Raw genomic sequence first — 19,561 nt, forward strand, 5'->3', positions numbered from 1 at the left:
GGCGCATGGTCCGACTGATGGGTCGATCGGGAGAGCGGTCACCCCGTCGTCCCAGAGGTTCGCTCGCCCGGGTCCGGAGAGACGCGGACCGGTCACGGCGAGGGGCGGGCGCGGGACGGCGAGGACGCGCGGCGGCGCTGCGCTCCGCCCTGTCCGGGCGCAGTGTGGCCGGACAGGTCTTCGCCATGAACGTGTTCATCGTGCTGCTGCTCGTGGTGGCGGCGGCGGTCGCGCTCGTGCTCCAGGTGCGGCACGACAGCGAGGTGGAGGCCCGCAACCGGTCCGTCGCCGTGGCCGCGACGTTCGCCGACTCCCCCGGCATCCGCGAGGCACTGCGCAGCCCCGATCCCACCGCCGTGCTCCAGCCCCGGGCCGAGGCGGCGCGCAGGGCGACGGGCGTGGACTTCGTCGTCGTCATGAACACCGACGGCATCCGGTACACCCACCCCGTGCCCGACCGCATCGGCAGGCAGTTCGTGGGGGACATCGCTCCCGCCCTGGCCGGAGAGACGGTGACCGAGGAGATCGAGGGGACCATCGGCCCGCTGGTCCAGGCCGTCGTGCCCGTCGAGACGCCCGACGGCGAGGTGGTGGGCCTGGTGTCGGCCGGCATCACCACGGAGAACGTGGGCGGCGCCGCCGACCGGCAGCTGCCCCTGGTGCTGATCGTGGCGGGCGTCGGACTGGCCCTGGCGACGGCCGGCACCGCGCTGGTCAGCCGGCGGCTGCTGCGGCAGACGCACGGCCTGGGGCCGCACGAGATGACCCGGATGTACGAACACCACGACGCCGTGCTGCACAGCGTCCGGGAGGGCGTGCTCATCGCCGGTCCCGACGGCCGTCTGCTGCTCGCCAACGACGAGGCTCAGCGCCTGCTCGACCTGCCCGCCGACGCCGAGGGACGGTACGTCCTGGACCTCGGGCTGCCGGACGACACAGCGGCGCTGCTGGCCTCCGGCCGGGTCGCCACGGACGAGGTGCACCTGGTCAAGGACCGGCTGCTGGCGGTCAACCAGCGGCCCACGGACGTACGCGGCGGACCCGCGGGCAGCGTCGCCACACTCCGTGACTCGACCGAGCTGCGGGCCCTGTCCGGACGGGCCGAGACCGCCCGGGAGCGCCTGGACATCCTGTACGCCGCCGGTGTGGGCATCGGCACCAGCCTGGACGTCACCCGCACCGCCGAGGAACTGGCGGAGCTGGCCGTGCCCCGGTTCGCGGACTACGTCAGCGTGGACCTGTTCGACGCCGTGCTGGCCGGCGGCCAGCCGGGGAGCGCGGCCCCGCTGAGCCGCGCCGCGCTCAGCGGCATCCGCGAGGAGGTCCCGCTCTACCCGGTGGGCCGGCAGATCCGCTTCGTGGCCTCCTCCCCGCAGGGCCGCTCGCTGGACACGGGCCGGCCTGTGCTCGAACCCCGCCTGGACGAGGCCCCGGGCTGGCAGGCACAGGACCCCGAACGCTCCGCACAGGTGGTGGAGTACGGCGTCCACTCACTGATCACCGTGCCGCTGCGGGCGGGCAGTCTGATGCTCGGGGTGGTCAGTTTCTGGCGTTCGGTCAAGCCCGAGCCGTTCGACGAGGACGAGCTGGCGCTCGCCGAGGAACTGGTCGCGCGGGCCGCGGTCTCCATCGACAACGCACGCCGCTACACCCGAGAGCACAGCATGGCGGTGACCCTGCAGCGCAGCCTGCTCCCGCGGCGGATGCCCGAGCAGAACGCCCTCGACATCGCCTACCGGTACCTGCCCGCGCAGGCGGGGGTCGGCGGCGACTGGTTCGACGTGCTGCCGCTGTCGGGGGCGCGGGTGGCCCTGGTGGTGGGTGACGTGGTCGGCCACGGGCTGCACGCGGCGGCCACCATGGGGCGGCTGCGGACGGCGGTGCACAACTTCACCTCGCTCGACCTGCCGCCCGACGAGCTGCTCGGCCTGCTGGACGAGCTGGTCGGCCGCATCGACCAGGACGAGGCGGCCGACGACAGCGCCCCCGTCACCGGCGCGACCTGCCTCTACGCCATCTACGATCCCGTCGCCGGCGTCTGCGTGACGGCACGCGCCGGTCATCCGCCGCCGGCACTGATCCGGCCCGACGGCACGGTGGAGTTCCCGGAGGTGCCCGCCGGTCCGCCGCTGGGGCTGGGCGGCCTGCCGTTCGAGACGACCGAGCTCCACCTCGCGGAGGGCAGCCGGCTGGTGCTGTACACCGACGGGCTGGTCGAGACCCGGGAACACGACATCGACGTCGGCCTCGAACATCTGCGCCAGGCGCTGGAGACGGCCGGCGAGTCACCGGAGGAGACCTGCCGGACCGTCCTCGACGCCCGCCTCCCGGACCGGCCGGGCGACGACATCGCCCTGCTCGTGGCCCGCACCCACGCGCTCGGTCCCGACCGGGTGGCCGAATGGCAGGTCCCGAACGACCCGGCGGCGGTCGGCGAGATCCGCTCCCAGGTCAGCCGGCGGCTGGCCGAGTGGGGGCTGGACGAGCTGGCGTTCACGACCGAGCTGATCCTCAGCGAGCTGGTCACCAACGCGATCCGGTACGGCGGTGAGACCGTCCAGGTCCGGGTGGTGCGGGACCGCACCCTGATCTGCGAGGTGTTCGACAGCAGCAGCACCTCGCCGCACCTGCGCTACGCGGCCATGACGGACGAGGGCGGCCGCGGCCTCTTCCTCGTCGCGCAGCTCGCCGAGCGCTGGGGGACCCGGTACACACCGGCCGGCAAGGTCATCTGGGCGGAGCAGCCGGCGACCTGAGGGGGCGCCGCGGCGGTCATGCCTTCTCGGACGCGAGGGTGCGGCCAACGAGGCAGCAGGAGGCGCACGGTGACACCGGCCGGGTAGGCACGGCGCAACGCGTCTTCCTGAACGAGGGAAACCTGGACCCGAACCCGCCCTGCATCGGCACACTACGGGGACGCATCGGCTGACCCCGCCGCCGGGCACGACACGGGCCGCGGAACCGGCCGGTGCCGGGTGCCGCGGCCCGCGCGGTTCCGGTGTCAGTGCCGGAACACGTCCTTGCCCTTCTCCTTGGCCTGCCGGGCATCGCCCTTGGTCTGCTCGGCGCGGCCCTCGGCCGTCCTGCGCTCGTCGCCGACGGCACGGCCGACGGCTTCCTCGGCCTTCCCCTTGGCCTGCTCCGCCTTGGCCTTGGACTTCTGGTTGCCGGCCATTGTGGCTCACCTCTCGGCGTTCGCTTGCGATGTCCTGCCCTGCGGGTCGCCCGGCACGGCGGAGTGAAACCCGGCGGCGGCGCGCGGGGTGACCGGGCGATGGCGGGGTAGGCGGTCGGCAGGGAAGACCCGAAGGAACCGTAGGACCCGTAGTCGACTCGGAGGAACGTCATGGCCGGAGTACTGGACCGGATCAAGCGGTTCGCGCGCAGCCCGCAAGGCCGCCGGGCGACGGAGCAGGTGCGCCGGGCCGCCGCGGACCCGCGTCGGCGGGCGCAGGCCCAGCAGATGCTGCGGAAGTTCGGCAAGCGGCGCTGAGCGGCCGGGCCGCGCCGGCGCCCCCTCAGCCCTGACCCGCGTGGGCGCGGCTGCGGGACCTCTCGGGCGGGCACCGCCCAGCGCAGCCCGTGCGGTGCCCGCCGCAGGTCGAGGACCGCGACGGTCAGCGCGCGCAGCATGGCGGCGACACCGGAGCCGACCGGCAGGGCCACCGCCTCACGGAAGTCGTCGCGGGTGGCGCCGGGTGCGGCCCCGGCCGCGGCGCTGAAGACGACGAACGCGGCCAGGGGCGACCAGGAAGACGCGGCGCCTGCCGGACGTGTCCCCGGTCCGGCCGGCGGCGACCAGCGTCAGGGCGAACGCGAGGGCGTAGCCGGACACGACCCACTGCACCGACGCCGTCGAGGCGTGCAGGTCCCGTTGCATGGAGGGCAGGGCGACCGCGACGACGATCGTGACGTCCAGCAGGGTCATGAAACCGGCGACCGGCGTCACCCACAGGGCCAGCCACCGGTTCGGATCCGGGTGGTCGTCCGGACGGTGCACCGGGGCTCCCCTCGTGGGTGGGCGCGATCGCCTGTCGCGCGCCTGCGTCACCCAGTGACCGGGGATTCAAACCCCGTAAACCCCTCCCGGCAACCGGGGCAAAGTCAGGCCATGACATCCCATAAGATCGACTTATGGGCTCATAGACCGGACCCGCGTACCGACTTAGGCTTGCCTCAGCTTAGGCTTCCCCAAGAGTCGATCTGTCACCGCTCGAAGGGAACCTGAACATGCCCCGCCCTCTGCGGGTAGCCATCGTCGGATCCGGCCCGGCCGGGATCTACGCCGCCGACGCCCTGCTCAAGTCCGAGGTGGCCGCCGACCCCGGTGTGTCCATCGACATCTTCGAGCGCATGCCCGCCCCGTTCGGACTGATCCGGTACGGCGTCGCCCCCGACCACCCGCGGATCAAGGGCATCATCACGGCCCTGCACCAGGTGCTCGACAAGCCGCAGATCCGTCTCTTCGGCAACGTCGGCTACCCCACCGACATCAGCCTGGACGACCTGCGCGCCTTCTACGACGGCGTGATCTTCGCCACGGGCGCCACGGCCGACCGGGCGCTGCCGATCCCCGGCATCGACCTGGACGGCTCCTACGGCGCCGCCGAGTTCGTCGCTTGGTACGACGGCCACCCCGACTTCCCGCGCACCTGGCCGCTGGACGCGGAGAAGGTCGCCGTCCTCGGTGTCGGCAACGTCGCCCTCGACATAGCGCGCGTCCTCGCCAAGACGGCAGACGAGCTGCTGCCCACCGAGATCCCGCCGAACGTCTACGAGGGCCTCAAGGCCAACAAGGCGCTGGAGGTCCACGTCTTCGGCCGCCGCGGCCCGGCCCAGGCGAAGTTCAGTCCGATGGAACTGCGGGAGCTGGACCACTCCCCCAACATCGAGGTCATCGTCGACCCCGAGGACATCGACTACGACGACGGCTCGATCGCCACCCGGCGCGGCAACAAGCAGGCCGACATGGTCGCCAAGACACTGGAGAACTGGGCGATCCGCGACGTCGGCGACCGCCCGCACAAGCTGTTCCTGCACTTCTTCGAGTCGCCCACCGAGATCCTCGGCGAGGACGGCAAGGTCGTCGGCCTGCGCACCGAGCGTACCGCGCTGGACGGCACCGGCAACGTCAAGGGCACCGGTGAGTTCAAGGACTGGGACGTCCAGGCGGTCTACCGGGCCGTCGGTTACCTCTCCGACCAGCTGCCCAAGCTGCCCTGGGACATCGACTCGGGCACGGTCCCGGACGAGGGCGGACGCGTCATCCAGGAGTCCGGCGAGCACCTGCAGTCGACGTACGTCACCGGCTGGATCCGGCGCGGTCCGGTCGGCCTGATCGGCCACACCAAGGGTGACGCCAACGAGACGGTCGCCAACCTGCTGGAGGACTACGCGGGCGGCCGGCTGCAGACGCCCGCGTCGCCGGAACCCGAGGCCGTGGACGCCTTCCTGGCGGAGCGGAACGTCCGCTTCACCACCTGGGAGGGCTGGTACAAGCTGGACGCCGCGGAGAAGGCTCTGGGCGAGCCGCAGGGGCGCGAGCGGGTGAAGCTCGTCGAGCGCGAGGACATGCTCCGGGAGAGCGGCGCCTGAGCCGGTCCGGAGCGCGCGGGCGCGGGCCCGGGACGGGAGAGTCTCTCCCGTCCCGGGCCCGCGCCCGTCAGTCCGTGCGTTCGGGCTCAGACCTCCAGTTCGCTCTCGATCCGGCGCAGCTGGTGACGGGCCATCGCCAGGTTGGCGCGGCTCGCGTCGAGCACGAGGTAGAGGAACAGCCCGTTGCCGCCCCGGCCCTTGAGCAGGCGGATCATGTGGTACTGGCTGTTCAGAGTGATCAGGATGTCCTCGATCTCCTCCTTCAGGCCGAGGAGCTCCATCGTGCGCAGCTTGGCCCGCACGACGTCGGTGTTGCCGGCGGCGGCCACCTCGAGGTTGAACTCCTTGCCGCCGCCCAGCGTGCCGAGGGCCATGCCGCTGGTGTAGTCGACCAGCGCGGCGGCCGACGCTCCGTCGATGGAGCTGAGGCATTCCTTGAGCGAGGTCTCCAGGTTGGCCATGCGTGGGTTCCTTTCCGGACGTGATCGGTACGTGATCAGTACGCGATCGGTTTGATCAGGTCGGCCGGCGGTGGGCGCCGGCCTGCGGGCTGGGTCGGTGTGCGGGCCGCTGCGGGGTGCGCACCGGCAGGGTGTCGATGGGACGGGCGCCGGCGGCGGGTGACGTGACGTGCTCGGCGGCCGGGGCGCGGCCGCGGCCCTGGCCGATGCGGTCGGCGACCAGTTCCCCGATCCGCGCGCCGCTGCGCCGGCCCTCCAGGTGCAGCCGGCCCACGTTGACCCGGCCGTCGGCGAGCAGGGTGAGCACGGCGGCCGGACCGGCGGCGTAGGTGGCGACGTAGCCGTCCGCCCCGCGCAGCAGCAGTTCGCGGAAGCCGCCGCGCGCGGTGGCCTCGGCCGTGCGGTGCGCGACGCCGAGGGCGGCGGCGGTGAGCGCGGCGAGACCCTCGGGTTCGGTGCCCGGCGCGTCATGGGCCAGGACGAGTCCGTCGACGGTGGCCGCGAGCGATCCGGTCAGTTGGGGCACGCGGTTGCGTATGCGGTGCAGTTCGTCCAGGACGTCGCTCTCGACGGCCATGAGCAGTCTCCTTTCGGCACGCTGACGGCGCGCGCGGATCACAGGGCCTCCAGGGCGTCTCGGAGCCGTCGCAGCAGGGCGGTGTCCGGGTCGTCCCACACGCCCCCGGCCGGGTCGGCCGTCGGGACGGACGGTGCTGGTGCGGGCGGCGCGGGGGCGACGAGGCCGGCGGCGGCCAGGCGGCGCAGTTCGACGAGGGTGCGGTACGTGCGACAGGCGAGCGCCGAGGCGATCTCGGCGGCGGTGCGGACGCCGTCTACCTGCGTCAGGGTCCGGCCACGCCGCACCGGCAGACCGGCGGCCCGGGCGTCGGGCACCCGAGTGAGGGGGGCGGTGTCGATGGCGGGGTCCGGCCAGATGCGGTCCAGCAGGGCGCGGCGGCGTCCGGTCTCGCGGACCACGGCGTCCACCGGCACGGACCGGACCGCGCCCAGCCAGTGCGATGCGCCGGGCCGGAAGCGGTGTGCGCGCGTGTCGTGGGCGAGGAGGAAGTACGCGGCGTCGAACAGCGCGCCCAGGTGGCAGACCTCCAGCGCACCGGCGGCGAGCCGGCCGCTGTCCACCAGCCGGTGTCCGACCCGGTGCTGCGTCCCGCCCCGGTCGACCGCGTCCCACCAGCCGTCCGGCGGGACGGCGCCGCTGGGGGTGAGCAGTGCCCCGAGGTCCGGGGTGAAGGCGGACTCCACGTGCACGACACGGCCCGCCGAAAGGTAGACGATGCCCCGCTCCCCCGACAGGGCCCCGCTCGCCCCCTCGGCCGCGAGCGTGCCGAGCGCCGCCGATGTCGTCCCCTGCGTGGTCCACGTGGTCGTCACCCTGGTCACCCGAGCACCAGGCGATCCGCCATCTCTGCCAGCCGGATGCGGGCCAGGGCGAGGTTTCCGTCGTTCCGGTCCAGCCACAGGTGGAGGAAGACGGTGCTGTCGAAGGGGGTGCTGACGAACCGGAACAGGTGGTAGGCGTCGGCGGTGGTGGCGATCAGGTCCTCGACCGCCGGTTCCCTGTCCGACGGTGCGGTGCCGCCGGCGCCGAGCGAACCGTTCTCCGCGACGTGCCGGGCGAGTTCGGCGGTCTCCGCCGCGGTCGCCTCCCAGTCACCGGCCGGTGCGTCGCCGACGGCACCCAGTGCGAGCCCGCTGATCCAGTCGACCAGCGACGCGCCCCGGGCACCGGGCAACCGCATGGCGTCCACCAGACTCTCGTCGATTCCGGGCAAGCCGGATCCCCTCCCCTGCACGGCTGTACCGCGAACGAGACGCCGAGACTACGGAAAGTGCACGCATCCGGTGAGCGCTTTGGCATTTTCCAGAGGAACGTGCGCGCGGTGCGGCATACTGCGGTATTTCGGCCATACGGCGGCCTGGCTGACGGGAGTGGCGCGGGCAGGCCCGCCCCGGTGCGGATGGTGGGCGGGCCTGCCCGCGCCGACCATTGCGGGGACGGCGCGCTCCGCCGGACCACGGGTGGAACCGGGGCCGCTTCGGGTGGCGTCCGCGCGCCGGGCGCGTATCCCTCGCACGGGTGGCTTGGGTGCGTCGCGACGGGCTACCCGGGGGCCATGGACCGACCGCACCTTCCCCACCGCGGGAAAAACTCCGAGGACGACACGGCGGACCGCGCGCCGGACCGGACGGGGTCCGACGACTACGGTCCGGACGCCGCCACCGAGCGTGCCGCGCCCGATTCCCCCACCGAGTTGCCGAAACGCTCGTGGTCCGCGCTGCTGCGGCGCGTGCTGTCCGAGTTCAAGGACGACGAGCTGTCCGACCGCGCCGCCGCCCTGACCTACTACGGGATCCTTTCGCTCTTCCCGGCCCTGCTGGTGCTGGTCTCCCTGCTCGGGATCGCCGGGCAGTCAGCCACCCAGGAGGTCCTGGACAACATCCAGAAGTTCGCGCCCGGCGCCGCGCGGGACGTCATCACCAACGCGGTGGAGCAGTTGCAGGCCAAGGCCGGCCTGGGCTCCGTGCTGGCGGTGGTCGGCCTGGTGGGTGCCGTCTGGTCGGCGTCCGGCTACGTGGCCGCGTTCATCCGCGCGGCGAACGCGGTCTACGACGTGCCCGAGGGGCGCCCGGTGTGGAAGGTGTTGCCGCTGCGGGTGGCGCTGACCGTGGTGCTGCTGCTGCTCGCCGTGATCAGCGCGCTCATCGTCGTCTTCACCGGCAGTCTGGCCCAGCAGGCGGGCACCGCGCTCGGTGTCGGCGACACCGCGATGACCGTGTGGTCGATCGCCAAGTGGCCGGTGCTGGTCGTGCTCGTCACCCTGATGATCGCGATCCTGTACTGGGCCACCCCGAACGCCCGGGTCAGGGGCTTCAAGTGGATCTCGCCGGGCAGCGTGCTCGCCCTGCTGGTCTGGCTGCTCGCCTCCGTGGGCTTCGCCTTCTACGTGGCGAACTTCGGCTCGTACAACAAGACGTACGGCACGCTGGCCGGCGTCATCATCTTCCTGGTGTGGCTGTGGGTGACGAACCTGGCCATCCTCTTCGGCCTGGAGTTCGACGCCGAGCTGGCCCGGCAGCGGGTGATCGACGGCGGCCATCCGCCGGACGCTGAGCCGTACGTCGAGCCGCGCGACACGCGTGCCTGGGACGAGGCCGACCGGCGGCGCGCGTCTCCGGACGACTGACGGACCGGAAGGCGACGAGCGCGGGGACGTCCCTCGTGCTCGTCCCCACGGCAGGATCGAGTCGACGTATCCGCTGTCTACGCGCACTGCCGCTCCCGTGGTGGCGGACGCCTGGGGCGAGCTCAGGTACACCACCAGGTTGGCGATCTCCTCCGGCTCGATCAGCCGCTGGAGCAGCGACTGCGGGCGGTGCTGGCGCATGAAGGCGCGCTGTGCCTCGTCCCAGGGGAGGTCGCGGTCGACCAGTTGGTACACGAAGTCCTCGACGCCCTCGGTGTGAGTCGGTCCGGCGATGACGGAGTTCACCGTGACGCCGCTGCCGGCCGCCTCCTTGGCGAAGCCGCGGCTCACCGCGAGCAGCGCCGTCTTGGGGACCCCGTAGTGGATCATCTCGGCCGGGATCACCACGGCCGAGTCACTCCCGACGTACAGCACCCGGCCCCAGCCCCGTTCCCTCATCCGGGGGAGATGGGCGCGCGTCAGCCTGACGCCCGCGAGGACGTTGATCTCGAAGTAGCGGCACCACTCGTCGTCACTGATCTCCAGCGCGGGTGCGGCCCCGAAGATGCCGAGGTTGTTCACGAGGACGTCGACGTCGGGCAGCACGTCCAGGGCCCGCTCCGCGCCCTCCTCGGTGCCGAGATCGGCCGCCACCGGCACGAACGTGCCGTGCGGCACCTCGGCCCGCAGTTTCCCGACGCTCTCGCGCAGGCGGCCGGCGTCGCGTCCGTTGACGCCCACCGTGGCGCCGGCCCTGGCCAGACCGGCGGCGATCGCCGCTCCGATGCCCTGCGGGGAGCCCGTCACCAGTGCGGTCCGCCCGCCGAGGTCCAGGTTCAACGGGCAGTTCCTCGTCGTGCCGTACGGTCGGTCGTCGTGCTCCTGCCCACCCTCGCCCACGGCTCACCCGGGGCCCCGCCGACGGCACCGCGCACCGCCCCGCGCCCCGCCCGGTCGGCGGACCCCGAGTGCTCTCCGCCGACCTGCGGCGCCGATACTTGTCCATGTCCGTACTCCTGCTTCCCGATGGACTCATGCCGACCTCTTCCGCCGCCCGCTCCTCGACTCCCCCCACGCTGTGGTCCGCCCGCGGGCGCCACGTCGGCTCCGCGGCGCAGGGCACCGTCCGGGACCACCTCCAGCGGCTGAAGGACGGCCACGTCGTCGACGACTTCCTGGAGCTGCCCGACGAGCAGCCGGAGGGGACCGCCGGTGTCCGGGTCTTCGAGGCCCGCTGGAAGGCCCCGGGTCCCGTCACCGTGCGCGCCAGGCTGACGCTGGCGCCTGCGTCGGCCGGCGGGCAGGAGTGGACGCTGCTGGCTGAGGCCGAGGAGGCCTGGGACACCGCCTGGCCCTCCCCCGCCACCGTGTTCTGGCCCGACGACCCGGACGTCACCTGGGACCGGGACATCGCCACGGGGCTGCGCCTGCGGGGCATCAACACCCTGCCGGACGACGACAAGGCAGTACGCCGACTGCTGAAGGAGGCCGGGCGCAGTCCGTGGAACATCCACGTCGTCGTGCACGAGGCGATGACCCCGGACCACCGGGGCCGGGTGCCGCTGGCGGACCGGCTGCCGCCCGGGCTGCGGCACCGCGTGGTCGAGCACCGCGCCGCGCCGCAGCAGCTGCGGGTGGCGAACTGGGCGCTGGAGGACTTCGGCGTCCAGGTACCGCGCGGCGGTGCCGTGGTGCTGCCCGGCACGCCGGCCCCGGACGGCTACGAGGCCCGGGACTTCTCCGTGCGCACCGTCTTCCTGGACGGCTCCGAGCCGGCCGGCCTCATCGCCGCGGTGACGTCGTTCGCCGCGCTGGCACGACCGCTGACGGCGGACGCGGAGGAGGCCCTCACCGCGCTGCGGGAGGACTGGCGGCTGCTGACCCTGGCCGAGGAACTGGAGCGCGAACGCAAGCTGGTGGCCATGTACGCCGAGGCGCTGGAGGCCATGACGCAGTCCCGGGACCTCTACCGGGAGGCGGCCGAGAGCGCGGCCGAGGCCCTGGCCGCGTACCGGGAGTCCGCCGGCGCGGCCCCGGCCGGGCCGGCGCCGTCCGAGTCGTCGGCGTCCCCGTTCCGGGGGCTGACCCGCACACTGGTGCGGCTGCGGGGCGTCGGCCGGACACCCCGTCCCGCACCCGGCCGGGACACCGAAAGGGGCGCCTCGGGCGCCCCCGGGGACTGACGCCCCGGAGTGTCAGCCCCCGGGACACGTCCGGCCATGGAGGCCGTCTCCGCCCGGCCTCACGCCACCGTTCCCCCCTCTCTTCTCACGACTGTGGTCGCGCGGACATCCCCGCCGGGCCGGTGCGCTGGCCGCCGTGTACTGAGGGCATCCTCACGTGTCAGGCGGCGCGAGGTGGATACGCGGTCCGCACAGCCGCACGGCCCGTCCCGGAAGGTCATCGACGCCATGGACAGCCAGCACGAGGGCACCGCCCCCGCCTCCCCGCCCCGGTCCGACACCACGCTCCGTGTCAACGGCAAGCCGCACACCCTCACCGTCGACCACCGCCGCGTACTGCTGGACCTCCTGCGGGAGGATCTCGGGCTGGCGGGCGCCAAGAAGGGCTGCGACCACGGGCAGTGCGGCGCCTGCACGGTCCTGGTGGACGGGCGGCGCGCCAACAGCTGCCTGCTGTTCGCCGTCGCCCTGGACGGCTGCGAGATCACCACAGTCGAGGGTCTCGCCGGGGACGGTGAGGAACTGCACCCGGTGCAGCGGGCGTTCCTGGAGCGCGACGCCTTCCAGTGCGGGTACTGCACCCCGGGCCAGATCTGCTCCGCGATCGGTGCGCTCGCCGAGGCGGCGGCCGGGCACCCGTCCCATGTCACCGACCCGCGGACCCCCTCCGGCGAACCCGTCCCGCTGGACCGTGAGGAGATCCGGGAGCGGCTCAGCGGCAACATCTGCCGGTGCGGGGCGTATCCGCGCATCGCCGACGCGGTCGAGGACGTGATTTCGTGAAGCCCTTCGCCTACGTACGGGCCGACAGCGTCGAGGAGGCCACCGACGCGTTCGCCGCCCACCCCGGCGCCCGCTACCTCGGCGGCGGCACCAACCTCGTCGACCTGATGAAGCTCGGCGTGGAGACGCCCACCGCGCTCGTCGATGTCACCCGTCTGCCGCTGGACGTGGTGGAGGAGCTGCCCGACGGGGCGCTGCGGGTGGGCGCGACGGTCCGCAACAGCGACCTGGCGGCCCACCCCGCCGTCCGCGACCGTTACCCCGCGCTCTCCCAGGCCCTGCTGGCGGGTGCCTCGGGCCAGTTGCGCAACGCCGCCACCACGGGCGGCAACCTGCTGCAGCGCACCCGCTGCCCGTACTTCCAGGACCTCTCCAAGCCCTGCAACAAGCGGGAGCCCGGTACGGGTTGCGGCGCCCTGGAGGGCGTGCACCGCGACCACGCGGTGCTCGGCCACTCCGAGCAGTGCGTCGCCACCCATCCCTCGGACATGGCGGTGGCGCTCGCCGCCCTCGACGCGCGCGTGGAACTGCACGGCCCCGAGGGCGCCCGGAGCGTGCCCGTCGCCGACTTCCACCGCCTGCCCGGCATGCACCCGGAGCGGGACACGGAGATCCACCCCGGTGAGCTGATCACCGGAGTGGTCCTGCCGGCCGCCACCGCCGGGCTGCCCTCGGCGTACCGCAAGGCCCGCGACCGGGCGTCGTACGCCTTCGCCCTGGCCTCCGTCGCCGCCGTCCTGCACTTGAAGGACGGGGTGGTGGACCGCGCCGGGATAGCCTTCGGGGCGCTGGCGCACCGGCCCTGGCGGGCGCGGCGGGCCGAGGACGCGCTGGTGGGCGCGGCGCCCACCACGGCGGCGTTCGAGCACGCCGTCGACCTGGAGCTCGCCGCCGCCGAACCGCTGCGGGACAACGCCTACAAGGTGCCGCTGGCCCGCAGGCTGGCCCTGGACGTACTGGGCCGGCTCGCCCCGCCGGCCACGACCTGAACCCGGCGTCCACGAGGAGGACTCCATGACCGGCACCGAAACCGTCCTGGGCGCTCCGGTCGAGCGCCGGGAGGGGCGGGAGAAGGTCACCGGCACCGCCCGGTACGCCGCCGAGTACGACGCCGTCGGCCGTGCGCAGGCCTGGCCCGTGCCGGCGGCCGTCGCGCGGGGCCGGGTGACCGGCGTCGACCCGTCGCCCGCGCTCACCCTGCCCGGCGTACTCGCGGTGCTCACGCACGAGAACGCGCCCCGGCTCGCCGATCCGCAGGACCCCACGCTGGCCGTGCTGCAGAGCCCGCACGTGCCGCACCGGGGCTGGTTCGTGGGCCTGGTGGTCGGCGAGACGCTGGAGGCGGCGCGGGCCGGCGCCGCGGCCGTGCGGGTCACGTACGAGGCGGAGGACCACGACGTGACGCTCACCGCCGACCATCCGGAGGCGTACGTCCCGGATATGGCCAACGGCGGTTTCCCGGCCGTCACCGAACACGGCGACCCGGACGCCGCCTTCGCGTCCTCGGCGACCCGGCTGGACGTCGAGTACCGGGTGCCGCCCCTGCACAACCACCCCATGGAGCCGCACACCAGCACGGCGCGGTGGGACGGCGACCGGCTGACGGTGCACTCGTCCAGCCAGGGCACCACCGCCGTGCGCACGGAGCTGGCCAGCATGTTCGAGCTGCCCGAGGACCGGATCACAGTCCTCGCCGAGCACGTGGGCGGCGGTTTCGGGTCCAAGGGCACGCCCCGCGCCGACGTGGTGCTGGCCGCGCTGGCGGCGCGGACGACCGGCAGGCCGGTCACCGTGGCGCTGCCGCGCCGCTACCTGCCCGCGGTCGTCGGCCACCGCGCGCCGACCCTGCACCGGCTGCGGCTCGGCGCCGACGCGGGCGGACGGATCACCTCCCTCGACCACGAGGTGACGACGCACACCTCCCGGGTCAAGGAGTTCGTGGAGCAGGCGGCCGTCCCCGCCCGCGTCATGTACGCCGCTGACGCCCTGCGCACCTCGCACCGCGTCGCACCGCTGGACGTGCCCACACCGTCCTGGATGCGCGCCCCCGGCGAGTGCCCCGGCATGTACGCGCTCGAGTCCGCGATGGACGAACTGGCCACCGACCTCGGCATCGACCCGGTGGAGCTGCGGATCCGCAACGAGCCGGAGACGGAGCCGGACAGCGGCAAGCCCTTCAGCAGCCGGAACCTGGTGCAGTGCCTGCGCGAGGGCGTCCGCCGTTTCGGCTGGGCGGACCGCGATCCGCGCCCGGGGTCCCGCCGCGCGGGTCCCCTGCTCGTCGGCAGCGGGGTGGCCGCCGCCACGTATCCGGTCCTGGTGTCGCCGTGCGCCGCCTCGGCGCGGGCCCTGCCCGACGGGGACTTCCTGGTACGGGTCAACGCCACCGACATCGGTACGGGCGCCCGGACGGTCTGCGCGCAGATCGCGGCCGACGCCCTCGGTGTCCCCCTGGACCGGGTCCGCATCGAAGTCGCCGACAGCGGGATCGGGTTCGCGCCGATGGCGGGCGGCTCCTCCGGTACCGCTTCCTGGGGATGGTCCGTGCACGAGGCGTGCGTCCGGCTCGGCGGCCGGCTGGCCGGGCACTCGGGGCCGCTGCCCGGCGAGGGCATCGTCGCCGACGCGGACACCTCCGGGACCGCGGACGCCGACAGTCCTTTCGCGCGGCACGCGTTCGGCGCGCACTTCGCCGAGGTCACCGTGGACACGGTCACCGGTGAGGTGCGGGTGACGCGGCTGCTGGGCGTGTTCGCGGCGGGGCGCATCCTCAACGCCCGTACCGCGCGCTCCCAGTTCGTCGGCGGCATGACGATGGGGCTGGGCATGGCGCTGACCGAGGACAGCACGGTGGACCCGGCGTTCGGCGACTTCACCGAGTGCGACCTGGCCTCCTACCACGTACCCGCGCACGCCGACGTCGCGGACGTGGAGGCCCACTGGGTCGACGAGGAGGACGCCCACCTCAACCCGATGGGCAGCAAGGGAATCGGTGAGATCGGCATCGTCGGCTCGGCGGCGGCCGTCGGCAACGCCGTCCACCACGCCACCGGCATCCGCTTCCGGGAACTTCCGCTCACTCCGCACCGGGTGCTCACCGCCCTGCTGGAGCACGAGCACCCCGCCGGCATGCTGGGCGCGTGAGCGCACGGCCCGTGGTCCGCGCCGGGGTGCCGGCGCGGACCACGGGCCGTGTTCGTGTACCCGCGATCGTCGCGCGGTGGATGCGCCCGCCCGGTCAGTCCGTGGCGCGGCTCGCCCGGGGCATCGGGCCGGCCGACCAGCGCCTGGCGGGCATCTGCGAGGCCACCCGTACGCACAGAGCGGTCAGCGCGGCCAGTGACGCCAGCACCGCGATCGCGACGGCGATCCAGGTGGGGGCCAGTGTGAGGTCCACGGCCCGGGTCAGTCGCGACGAAGGAGTGACGCTGCCGTAGAGCTTGGCCGCGGCCAGCGCCGCCGGTGCGACGACCGCCGCGGCGAGCAGCGGTACGGCGGGCCGCACGGTCACCAGCAGCGCCAGCAGCAGGCAGAGCGCGGACAGGCCGAGGGCGACTCCGTAGGCGCGTGCCGAGGCGTCGTTCTGGTGCAGCGGGAAGTAGGCCACGCCGCACCCGGCGAGAACGGCGACGGTGATCCACACGGGCCAGACGGGGCCCCGGGCGGACCTGCGAGCGGTACGGTCCCGCTGCGCGCGTTCCCCCTCGTGGTCGCGGTCGCGTGAGGCGTGTGCCTCCGCACGGCCGCGTCCCCGGCGGGCCGGGCGGGCGGTACGGCGGCTTTCCCGGCCCCGGCGGTCCCCCGCCGCGAACACACCGGCCAGTCCGGCCGGGCGGGCAGCCGGCTCCGGCTCCTCCTCCTCGCCGTTGCCGTCCAGTGCCGCCCGCAGGTGCCGCGCGTCGGGACGGTCCGGGCGTACCCGTCCGTCCTCCGCCAGGCGGCCGATCAGCTGCACCAGTTCCTCGACGGGCCGGCCGGTAGCGGCGGCCCGTACGGCCTCCTGGCCGCAGTGCGGTTCCAGGGGGGTGCGGTGCAGCAGTTCCATCAGGTGGGTCACGTCCTCCACCGAGCGGCACTCCGCCGCTGCCCGGATCGCCTCGTCCGCGCTGTCCGAGTTGCGCGGGGGCCGCGTCAGCAGGCCGACCAGCCGGGTGACGTCCTCCACCGACCGGTTCACGCCGACCGCGCGGAGCGCGTCGATCGTGGCCTGCGCGTAGTGGGGGGACCCCTCCAGCATCGTGATGAGGTCGACGACCTCTTCCAGCGGCCGGTCGGCCACGGCGGCGCGCACCAGGTCGCCGACGGGGTCGCCGTACTCGCGCACCGCCCCCTCGGAGGAGAAGTCTTCTGTGAACGTGTCCTCGGTGAAGGTCCCCTCGGTGGAGGTCTCCTCGGTGGAGATCTCCTCGAAGGGGTCGACGGCTTCCTCGCGCACGGGATTTCGGGGAGAGGGTTGCGGGACGGGTTCGTGAGGAACGAAGTCGGGCTCCCGGTGGGCCGGTTCCTCGGGGGCGGGCGAGCGGGCGGCCGAGGCGCGCGCGGCCGGTGCCCCGTCGGGTCGCGTGCCCGGCGGACGCACCGGGTGCGTACCGGTGGCCGCGGTCGTCTCCCCGGTGGGCAGGTCCACGGCGGATATGGCGTACTCGGGCGAACGGGGTGATGAAGAGCCGGTGGTCATGATCTCTCCGTGTGGTGGGGGTGCGGCCGCCCTGCGTCCCCGACATGCGACACGCGCTGTGTGCTGACCATTACTAAGCACGTCCACCGAGGCGTGCCACCGGAGTGGGCCACAGGGATGAGAGACCGGTTCCCGGGGACTTGCCGCAGCCCCGGACGGGCATCCGGAAGGCAAGGCGCGCGCCGCACACCATGAGGAGGGGCGGGGTGGACACGACCACAGTGGTGATCATCGGGGCGGTGACGCTCGCGGTGGCCGTCCTGGCGACCGCGGTGGCCGTTCTGGTACGGCTGGTCCGCACCCGACGGGATCTCAGGCGGGCCGGGCTGCCCACCGGTGCGCGGTGGGTCTTCTGGGGCGCCGTCCTCTACTTGGTACTGCCGGCGGACCTCGTCCCCGACCCGGTCTACCTGGACGACGTCGGTGTGCTGCTCCTCGCGCTGCGCTCCGCGCGCGGCCCTCTCGGCGGGCGGCGGGACGCCCGGGTCCGGCGGCGGGACGCCGGTCCGCACCGTGACTACGCTGCGTAAGGAAACCATTCACCCGTTCGATTCGTATAAGTCTCTGGAAGCCGAAGGAAGTCGGCGGACCGGGCGACGGCGCGAAACGAGCCGTCGTCTGATCGGCGCAGCACCGACTAGGGAGAGACGATGCAACCGTTCGCGCTCAACTACGCACGGCCCGCAGTGGAGTTGGAGGCCACCACTCCCTACGTCTACGACTCCGGGCTGCAGTTGAACGTGCTCCTGGACGGGCGGGTGGCCGCCGGTGACCACGCGCTGCTGAGAGAGCTGGGCACCACGACGTCCACCGCGGGCTCGAAGACTCACTTCGACGACTGAACACGGGCCGTCGACAATGACCGTACTGATCCTGACCTGTGAAGAGGACGTCACCGCGGACATGGTGGTCGTGCACCTCAACGCGTCGGGAGTACCGGTGGTCCGCCTGGACCCCGCCGATCTGACCGGTGACGCCGCCCTCTCGGGTGAGTTCGTGCACGGCTCCTTCCGGGGCCATCTGTCGTCGGGGGGCCGTCTGGTGAGCATCGGAGGGATCCGGTCCGTCTGGGTACGCAGGCCGGGCGAGGCGGCAGCACGCGCCGCGGAGCCCTCCGCGTGGCTGACCGAGGAGTCCGGGCAGGCGCTGTACGGCATGCTCCGCGACTGCGGGGCACGCTGGATGAACGAGCCCGACGCCGCGCACCGGGCCCGGTACAAACCCTGGCAGCTGCGCCTGGCCCAGCGGTGCGGGCTGCCGGTGCCGGCGACCCTCATCACGACGTTCCCCCGGGCCGCGCGCGAGTTCGCCGCGCGCTACCCGGACCTGGTCGTCAAGCCCGTCTCGGGCGCGCACCCGCAGGACCCGCCGCTGGCGGTGCCGACCAGCAGGGTTCCGCCCGAGGCCGACTTCTCCGCCGTCGCCCACGGCCCGACGCTGCTGCAACGCCGGGTCGCCAAGCGCGCCGACATCCGTCTCACCGCCGTCGGCGCGGAGTTGCTGGCCGCGCGGAAGACGACCCTCGCGTGCCCGGACCCGGAGGAGGTCGACGTCCGCTTCACGGCGTCCCCCGAGCCGTGGCGACCGGCCGAGGTGCCGCCGCGCGTCGCCGAGTCCGTTCGCGCCTACCTCCGCGCGGCGCACCTCGCCTACGGCGCCTTCGACTTCGCCGAGGACGGCGACGGCACCTGGTGGTTCCTGGAGTGCAACCAGTCGGGGCAGTTCGGCTTCGTCGAGGTGGACACGGGTCAGCCGATCGCCCGCACCATCGCCGAGTGGCTGGCCCGTCCCGCTTTTGGGGAGCCGGTGGACGCGGGCGGTCCGGGCACGGCCGCCGTCGGGTGAGGTCCCGGCGCGCGGCCGTCCCTCAGTGCTGGCGGGGGCCGGGCAGCAGGGCAGTGCGCTGCCAGCCGGCACCCGGGGACGGCTGCCTTTCGGCGCCGGGCAGGTGGCCGGGTCCGCCCAACGGGCGCATGACAACCTCCAGCTCCCTGCTCACGCGCTCGGCATCCCGTCGCACCTGCTCGGGAACGTCACCGCGTTCGGCGACGAGTCGGTCGTAGATGGGGGAATCCTGGAACACCCGTCAACGTGCCTTTCGTGTCGTCCGCCCCCGCACGGAGGCGCGACTGAGCAGTCTAGGCGTCCGTCCACCCGGCGGTGCGCATTCGTCCGAAGGTGACGGCCGCTCAGGCGCCGGTCGGGGAGAATGCGGCCGGACGATCACGAGCAGGTCACGGTGGCCCGCAGCCGGTCGAATCGCGCCGCGTTCCACGGTAGGTCCGCCGACGCGGCACCGCGTGCGTAGGGCCCGTCTTGCGGTTCAGCCCGGTCCTCACGGCCTGACCCCCAAGACGAGCCCCAGGGTACGGCGGTCTCACACGGCCAGCGACAGGCCGCTCTCCCCGTCCGGCTCCGCCGCACGGGCCGCGTCCGCCGTCCGCCCCTTGGCGAGCAGCAGCGCGTCGGCCTTGGCCACCGCGTCGTGGATGCCGGTCGTCGCCATCATCACGCAGAGCGTGTAACTGACGTCCGCCAGCTCGCGCGCCGCCGCCGGGCTCTCCCTCTCCGCCTGAGCGATCCGCAGTGACGCGTACCGGGTCAGCAACTCCCTGATGACTTTCGGGTCGGGTTCGAGCACGTAGCGCCCCTCTC

The 19,561-nt window shown here is 73.5% G+C and carries 19 protein-coding genes and 3 pseudogenes; 12 read left to right on the forward strand and 10 right to left on the reverse strand.

What is annotated here, in order from left to right; genetic code table 11:
* Positions 1-5: 5 nt before the first annotated feature.
* Positions 6-2,756, forward strand: a complete 2,751-nt coding sequence (locus tag IE142_RS09460) for a SpoIIE family protein phosphatase (protein WP_191885269.1) — start codon at positions 6-8, stop codon at positions 2,754-2,756.
* A 17-nt stretch (positions 2,757-2,773) separates the two neighbouring features.
* Positions 2,774-2,929: pseudogene (locus tag IE142_RS09465) on the forward strand (chitosanase); the annotation flags it as partial.
* A gap of 72 nt (positions 2,930-3,001) precedes the next feature.
* Here the strand turns inward: IE142_RS09465 and IE142_RS09470 are convergent.
* On the reverse strand, positions 3,002-3,175 hold the full coding sequence (locus IE142_RS09470; RefSeq protein WP_191885270.1) for a CsbD family protein: 174 nt from the start codon (positions 3,173-3,175) through the stop codon (positions 3,002-3,004).
* Positions 3,176-3,346: 171 nt separating this feature from the next.
* Here IE142_RS09470 and IE142_RS09475 point away from each other — a divergent pair, with 171 nt between their 5' ends.
* Positions 3,347-3,493 (forward strand): hypothetical protein, encoded by a 147-nt coding sequence (locus IE142_RS09475; RefSeq protein ID WP_107063994.1) that lies wholly within the window; start codon positions 3,347-3,349, stop codon positions 3,491-3,493.
* Positions 3,494-3,687: 194 nt separating this feature from the next.
* Here the strand turns inward: IE142_RS09475 and IE142_RS09480 are convergent.
* A pseudogene (locus tag IE142_RS09480) lies at positions 3,688-4,000 on the reverse strand (MFS transporter); the annotation flags it as partial.
* Positions 4,001-4,230: 230 nt separating this feature from the next.
* On the opposite strand from IE142_RS09480, the gene IE142_RS09485 reads away from it, so the two are divergent.
* On the forward strand, positions 4,231-5,595 hold the full coding sequence (locus IE142_RS09485) for an FAD-dependent oxidoreductase (protein WP_191885271.1): 1,365 nt from the start codon (positions 4,231-4,233) through the stop codon (positions 5,593-5,595).
* An 86-nt stretch (positions 5,596-5,681) separates the two neighbouring features.
* Here IE142_RS09485 and IE142_RS09490 read toward each other — a convergent pair whose 3' ends face one another.
* Genes IE142_RS09490 through IE142_RS09505 form a run of 4 tightly spaced genes read right to left on the reverse strand, consistent with a single transcriptional unit; the run spans position 5,682 to position 7,849 of the window.
* Positions 5,682-6,056, reverse strand: a complete 375-nt coding sequence (locus IE142_RS09490) for a roadblock/LC7 domain-containing protein (RefSeq protein ID WP_107478431.1) — start codon at positions 6,054-6,056, stop codon at positions 5,682-5,684.
* A gap of 55 nt (positions 6,057-6,111) precedes the next feature.
* Complete coding sequence (locus tag IE142_RS09495) at positions 6,112-6,633, reverse strand: roadblock/LC7 domain-containing protein (protein WP_191885272.1); 522 nt, start codon at positions 6,631-6,633, stop codon at positions 6,112-6,114.
* 38 nt (positions 6,634-6,671) lie between these two features.
* Positions 6,672-7,457, reverse strand: a complete 786-nt coding sequence (locus tag IE142_RS09500) for a hypothetical protein (protein ID WP_191885273.1) — start codon at positions 7,455-7,457, stop codon at positions 6,672-6,674.
* Entirely contained in the window at positions 7,454-7,849 is a 396-nt protein-coding gene (locus IE142_RS09505) for a hypothetical protein (RefSeq protein WP_191885274.1), read from the reverse strand. The genes IE142_RS09500 and IE142_RS09505 overlap by 4 nt, the downstream gene beginning before the upstream one ends.
* A gap of 342 nt (positions 7,850-8,191) precedes the next feature.
* Between IE142_RS09505 and IE142_RS09510 the strand changes: the two genes are divergently transcribed.
* Positions 8,192-9,262, forward strand: coding sequence for a YihY/virulence factor BrkB family protein (locus IE142_RS09510; protein WP_191885275.1), 1,071 nt, complete (start codon positions 8,192-8,194; stop codon positions 9,260-9,262).
* 48 nt (positions 9,263-9,310) lie between these two features.
* Here the strand turns inward: IE142_RS09510 and IE142_RS09515 are convergent.
* Positions 9,311-10,102 (reverse strand): annotated as a pseudogene (locus IE142_RS09515) (SDR family NAD(P)-dependent oxidoreductase); the annotation flags it as partial.
* 194 nt (positions 10,103-10,296) lie between these two features.
* On the opposite strand from IE142_RS09515, the gene IE142_RS09520 reads away from it, so the two are divergent.
* From IE142_RS09520 to IE142_RS09535, 4 genes are all read left to right on the forward strand, one after another.
* Positions 10,297-11,445: a hypothetical protein gene (locus IE142_RS09520; RefSeq protein ID WP_191885276.1), complete on the forward strand. Its 1,149-nt coding sequence runs from the start codon at positions 10,297-10,299 to the stop codon at positions 11,443-11,445.
* Between the two features lie 228 nt (positions 11,446-11,673).
* Positions 11,674-12,228, forward strand: coding sequence for a (2Fe-2S)-binding protein (locus IE142_RS09525; RefSeq protein ID WP_191885510.1), 555 nt, complete (start codon positions 11,674-11,676; stop codon positions 12,226-12,228).
* Positions 12,225-13,217: an FAD binding domain-containing protein gene (locus IE142_RS09530; protein ID WP_191885277.1), complete on the forward strand. Its 993-nt coding sequence runs from the start codon at positions 12,225-12,227 to the stop codon at positions 13,215-13,217. The genes IE142_RS09525 and IE142_RS09530 overlap by 4 nt, the downstream gene beginning before the upstream one ends.
* 25 nt (positions 13,218-13,242) lie before the next feature.
* The gene (locus tag IE142_RS09535; protein WP_191885278.1) at positions 13,243-15,372 is read left to right on the forward strand and encodes a xanthine dehydrogenase family protein molybdopterin-binding subunit; all 2,130 of its coding nucleotides are present in this window, start codon (positions 13,243-13,245) and stop codon (positions 15,370-15,372) included.
* A 94-nt stretch (positions 15,373-15,466) separates the two neighbouring features.
* Here IE142_RS09535 and IE142_RS09540 read toward each other — a convergent pair whose 3' ends face one another.
* Positions 15,467-16,906 (reverse strand): hypothetical protein, encoded by a 1,440-nt coding sequence (locus IE142_RS09540; protein WP_191885279.1) that lies wholly within the window; start codon positions 16,904-16,906, stop codon positions 15,467-15,469.
* A gap of 206 nt (positions 16,907-17,112) precedes the next feature.
* Here IE142_RS09540 and IE142_RS09545 point away from each other — a divergent pair, with 206 nt between their 5' ends.
* The 3 genes from IE142_RS09545 to tgmB all read left to right on the forward strand — a co-directional run bounded on the left by IE142_RS09545 (position 17,113) and on the right by tgmB (position 18,751).
* A complete protein-coding gene (locus IE142_RS09545) occupies positions 17,113-17,436 on the forward strand; it encodes a YkvA family protein (protein WP_229830324.1) in 324 nt (107 codons plus the stop codon).
* A gap of 120 nt (positions 17,437-17,556) precedes the next feature.
* Positions 17,557-17,748, forward strand: a complete 192-nt coding sequence (gene tgmA, locus IE142_RS09550; RefSeq protein ID WP_073728776.1) for a putative ATP-grasp-modified RiPP — start codon at positions 17,557-17,559, stop codon at positions 17,746-17,748.
* 16 nt (positions 17,749-17,764) lie between these two features.
* Positions 17,765-18,751, forward strand: a complete 987-nt coding sequence (tgmB, locus tag IE142_RS09555) for an ATP-grasp ribosomal peptide maturase (RefSeq protein WP_191885281.1) — start codon at positions 17,765-17,767, stop codon at positions 18,749-18,751.
* Positions 18,752-18,773: 22 nt separating this feature from the next.
* Here the strand turns inward: tgmB and IE142_RS09560 are convergent, their stop codons facing one another.
* Both IE142_RS09560 and IE142_RS09565 read right to left on the reverse strand, forming a co-directional pair.
* Positions 18,774-18,989, reverse strand: a complete 216-nt coding sequence (locus IE142_RS09560; protein ID WP_043384195.1) for a hypothetical protein — start codon at positions 18,987-18,989, stop codon at positions 18,774-18,776.
* Positions 18,990-19,283: 294 nt separating this feature from the next.
* The gene (locus tag IE142_RS09565; protein ID WP_191885282.1) at positions 19,284-19,547 is read right to left on the reverse strand and encodes a DUF5133 domain-containing protein; all 264 of its coding nucleotides are present in this window, start codon (positions 19,545-19,547) and stop codon (positions 19,284-19,286) included.
* Positions 19,548-19,561: the final 14 nt, after the last annotated feature.

The sequence above is a fragment of the Streptomyces mutabilis genome, from assembly GCF_014649815.1.
Classification (GTDB): domain Bacteria; phylum Actinomycetota; class Actinomycetes; order Streptomycetales; family Streptomycetaceae; genus Streptomyces; species Streptomyces mutabilis.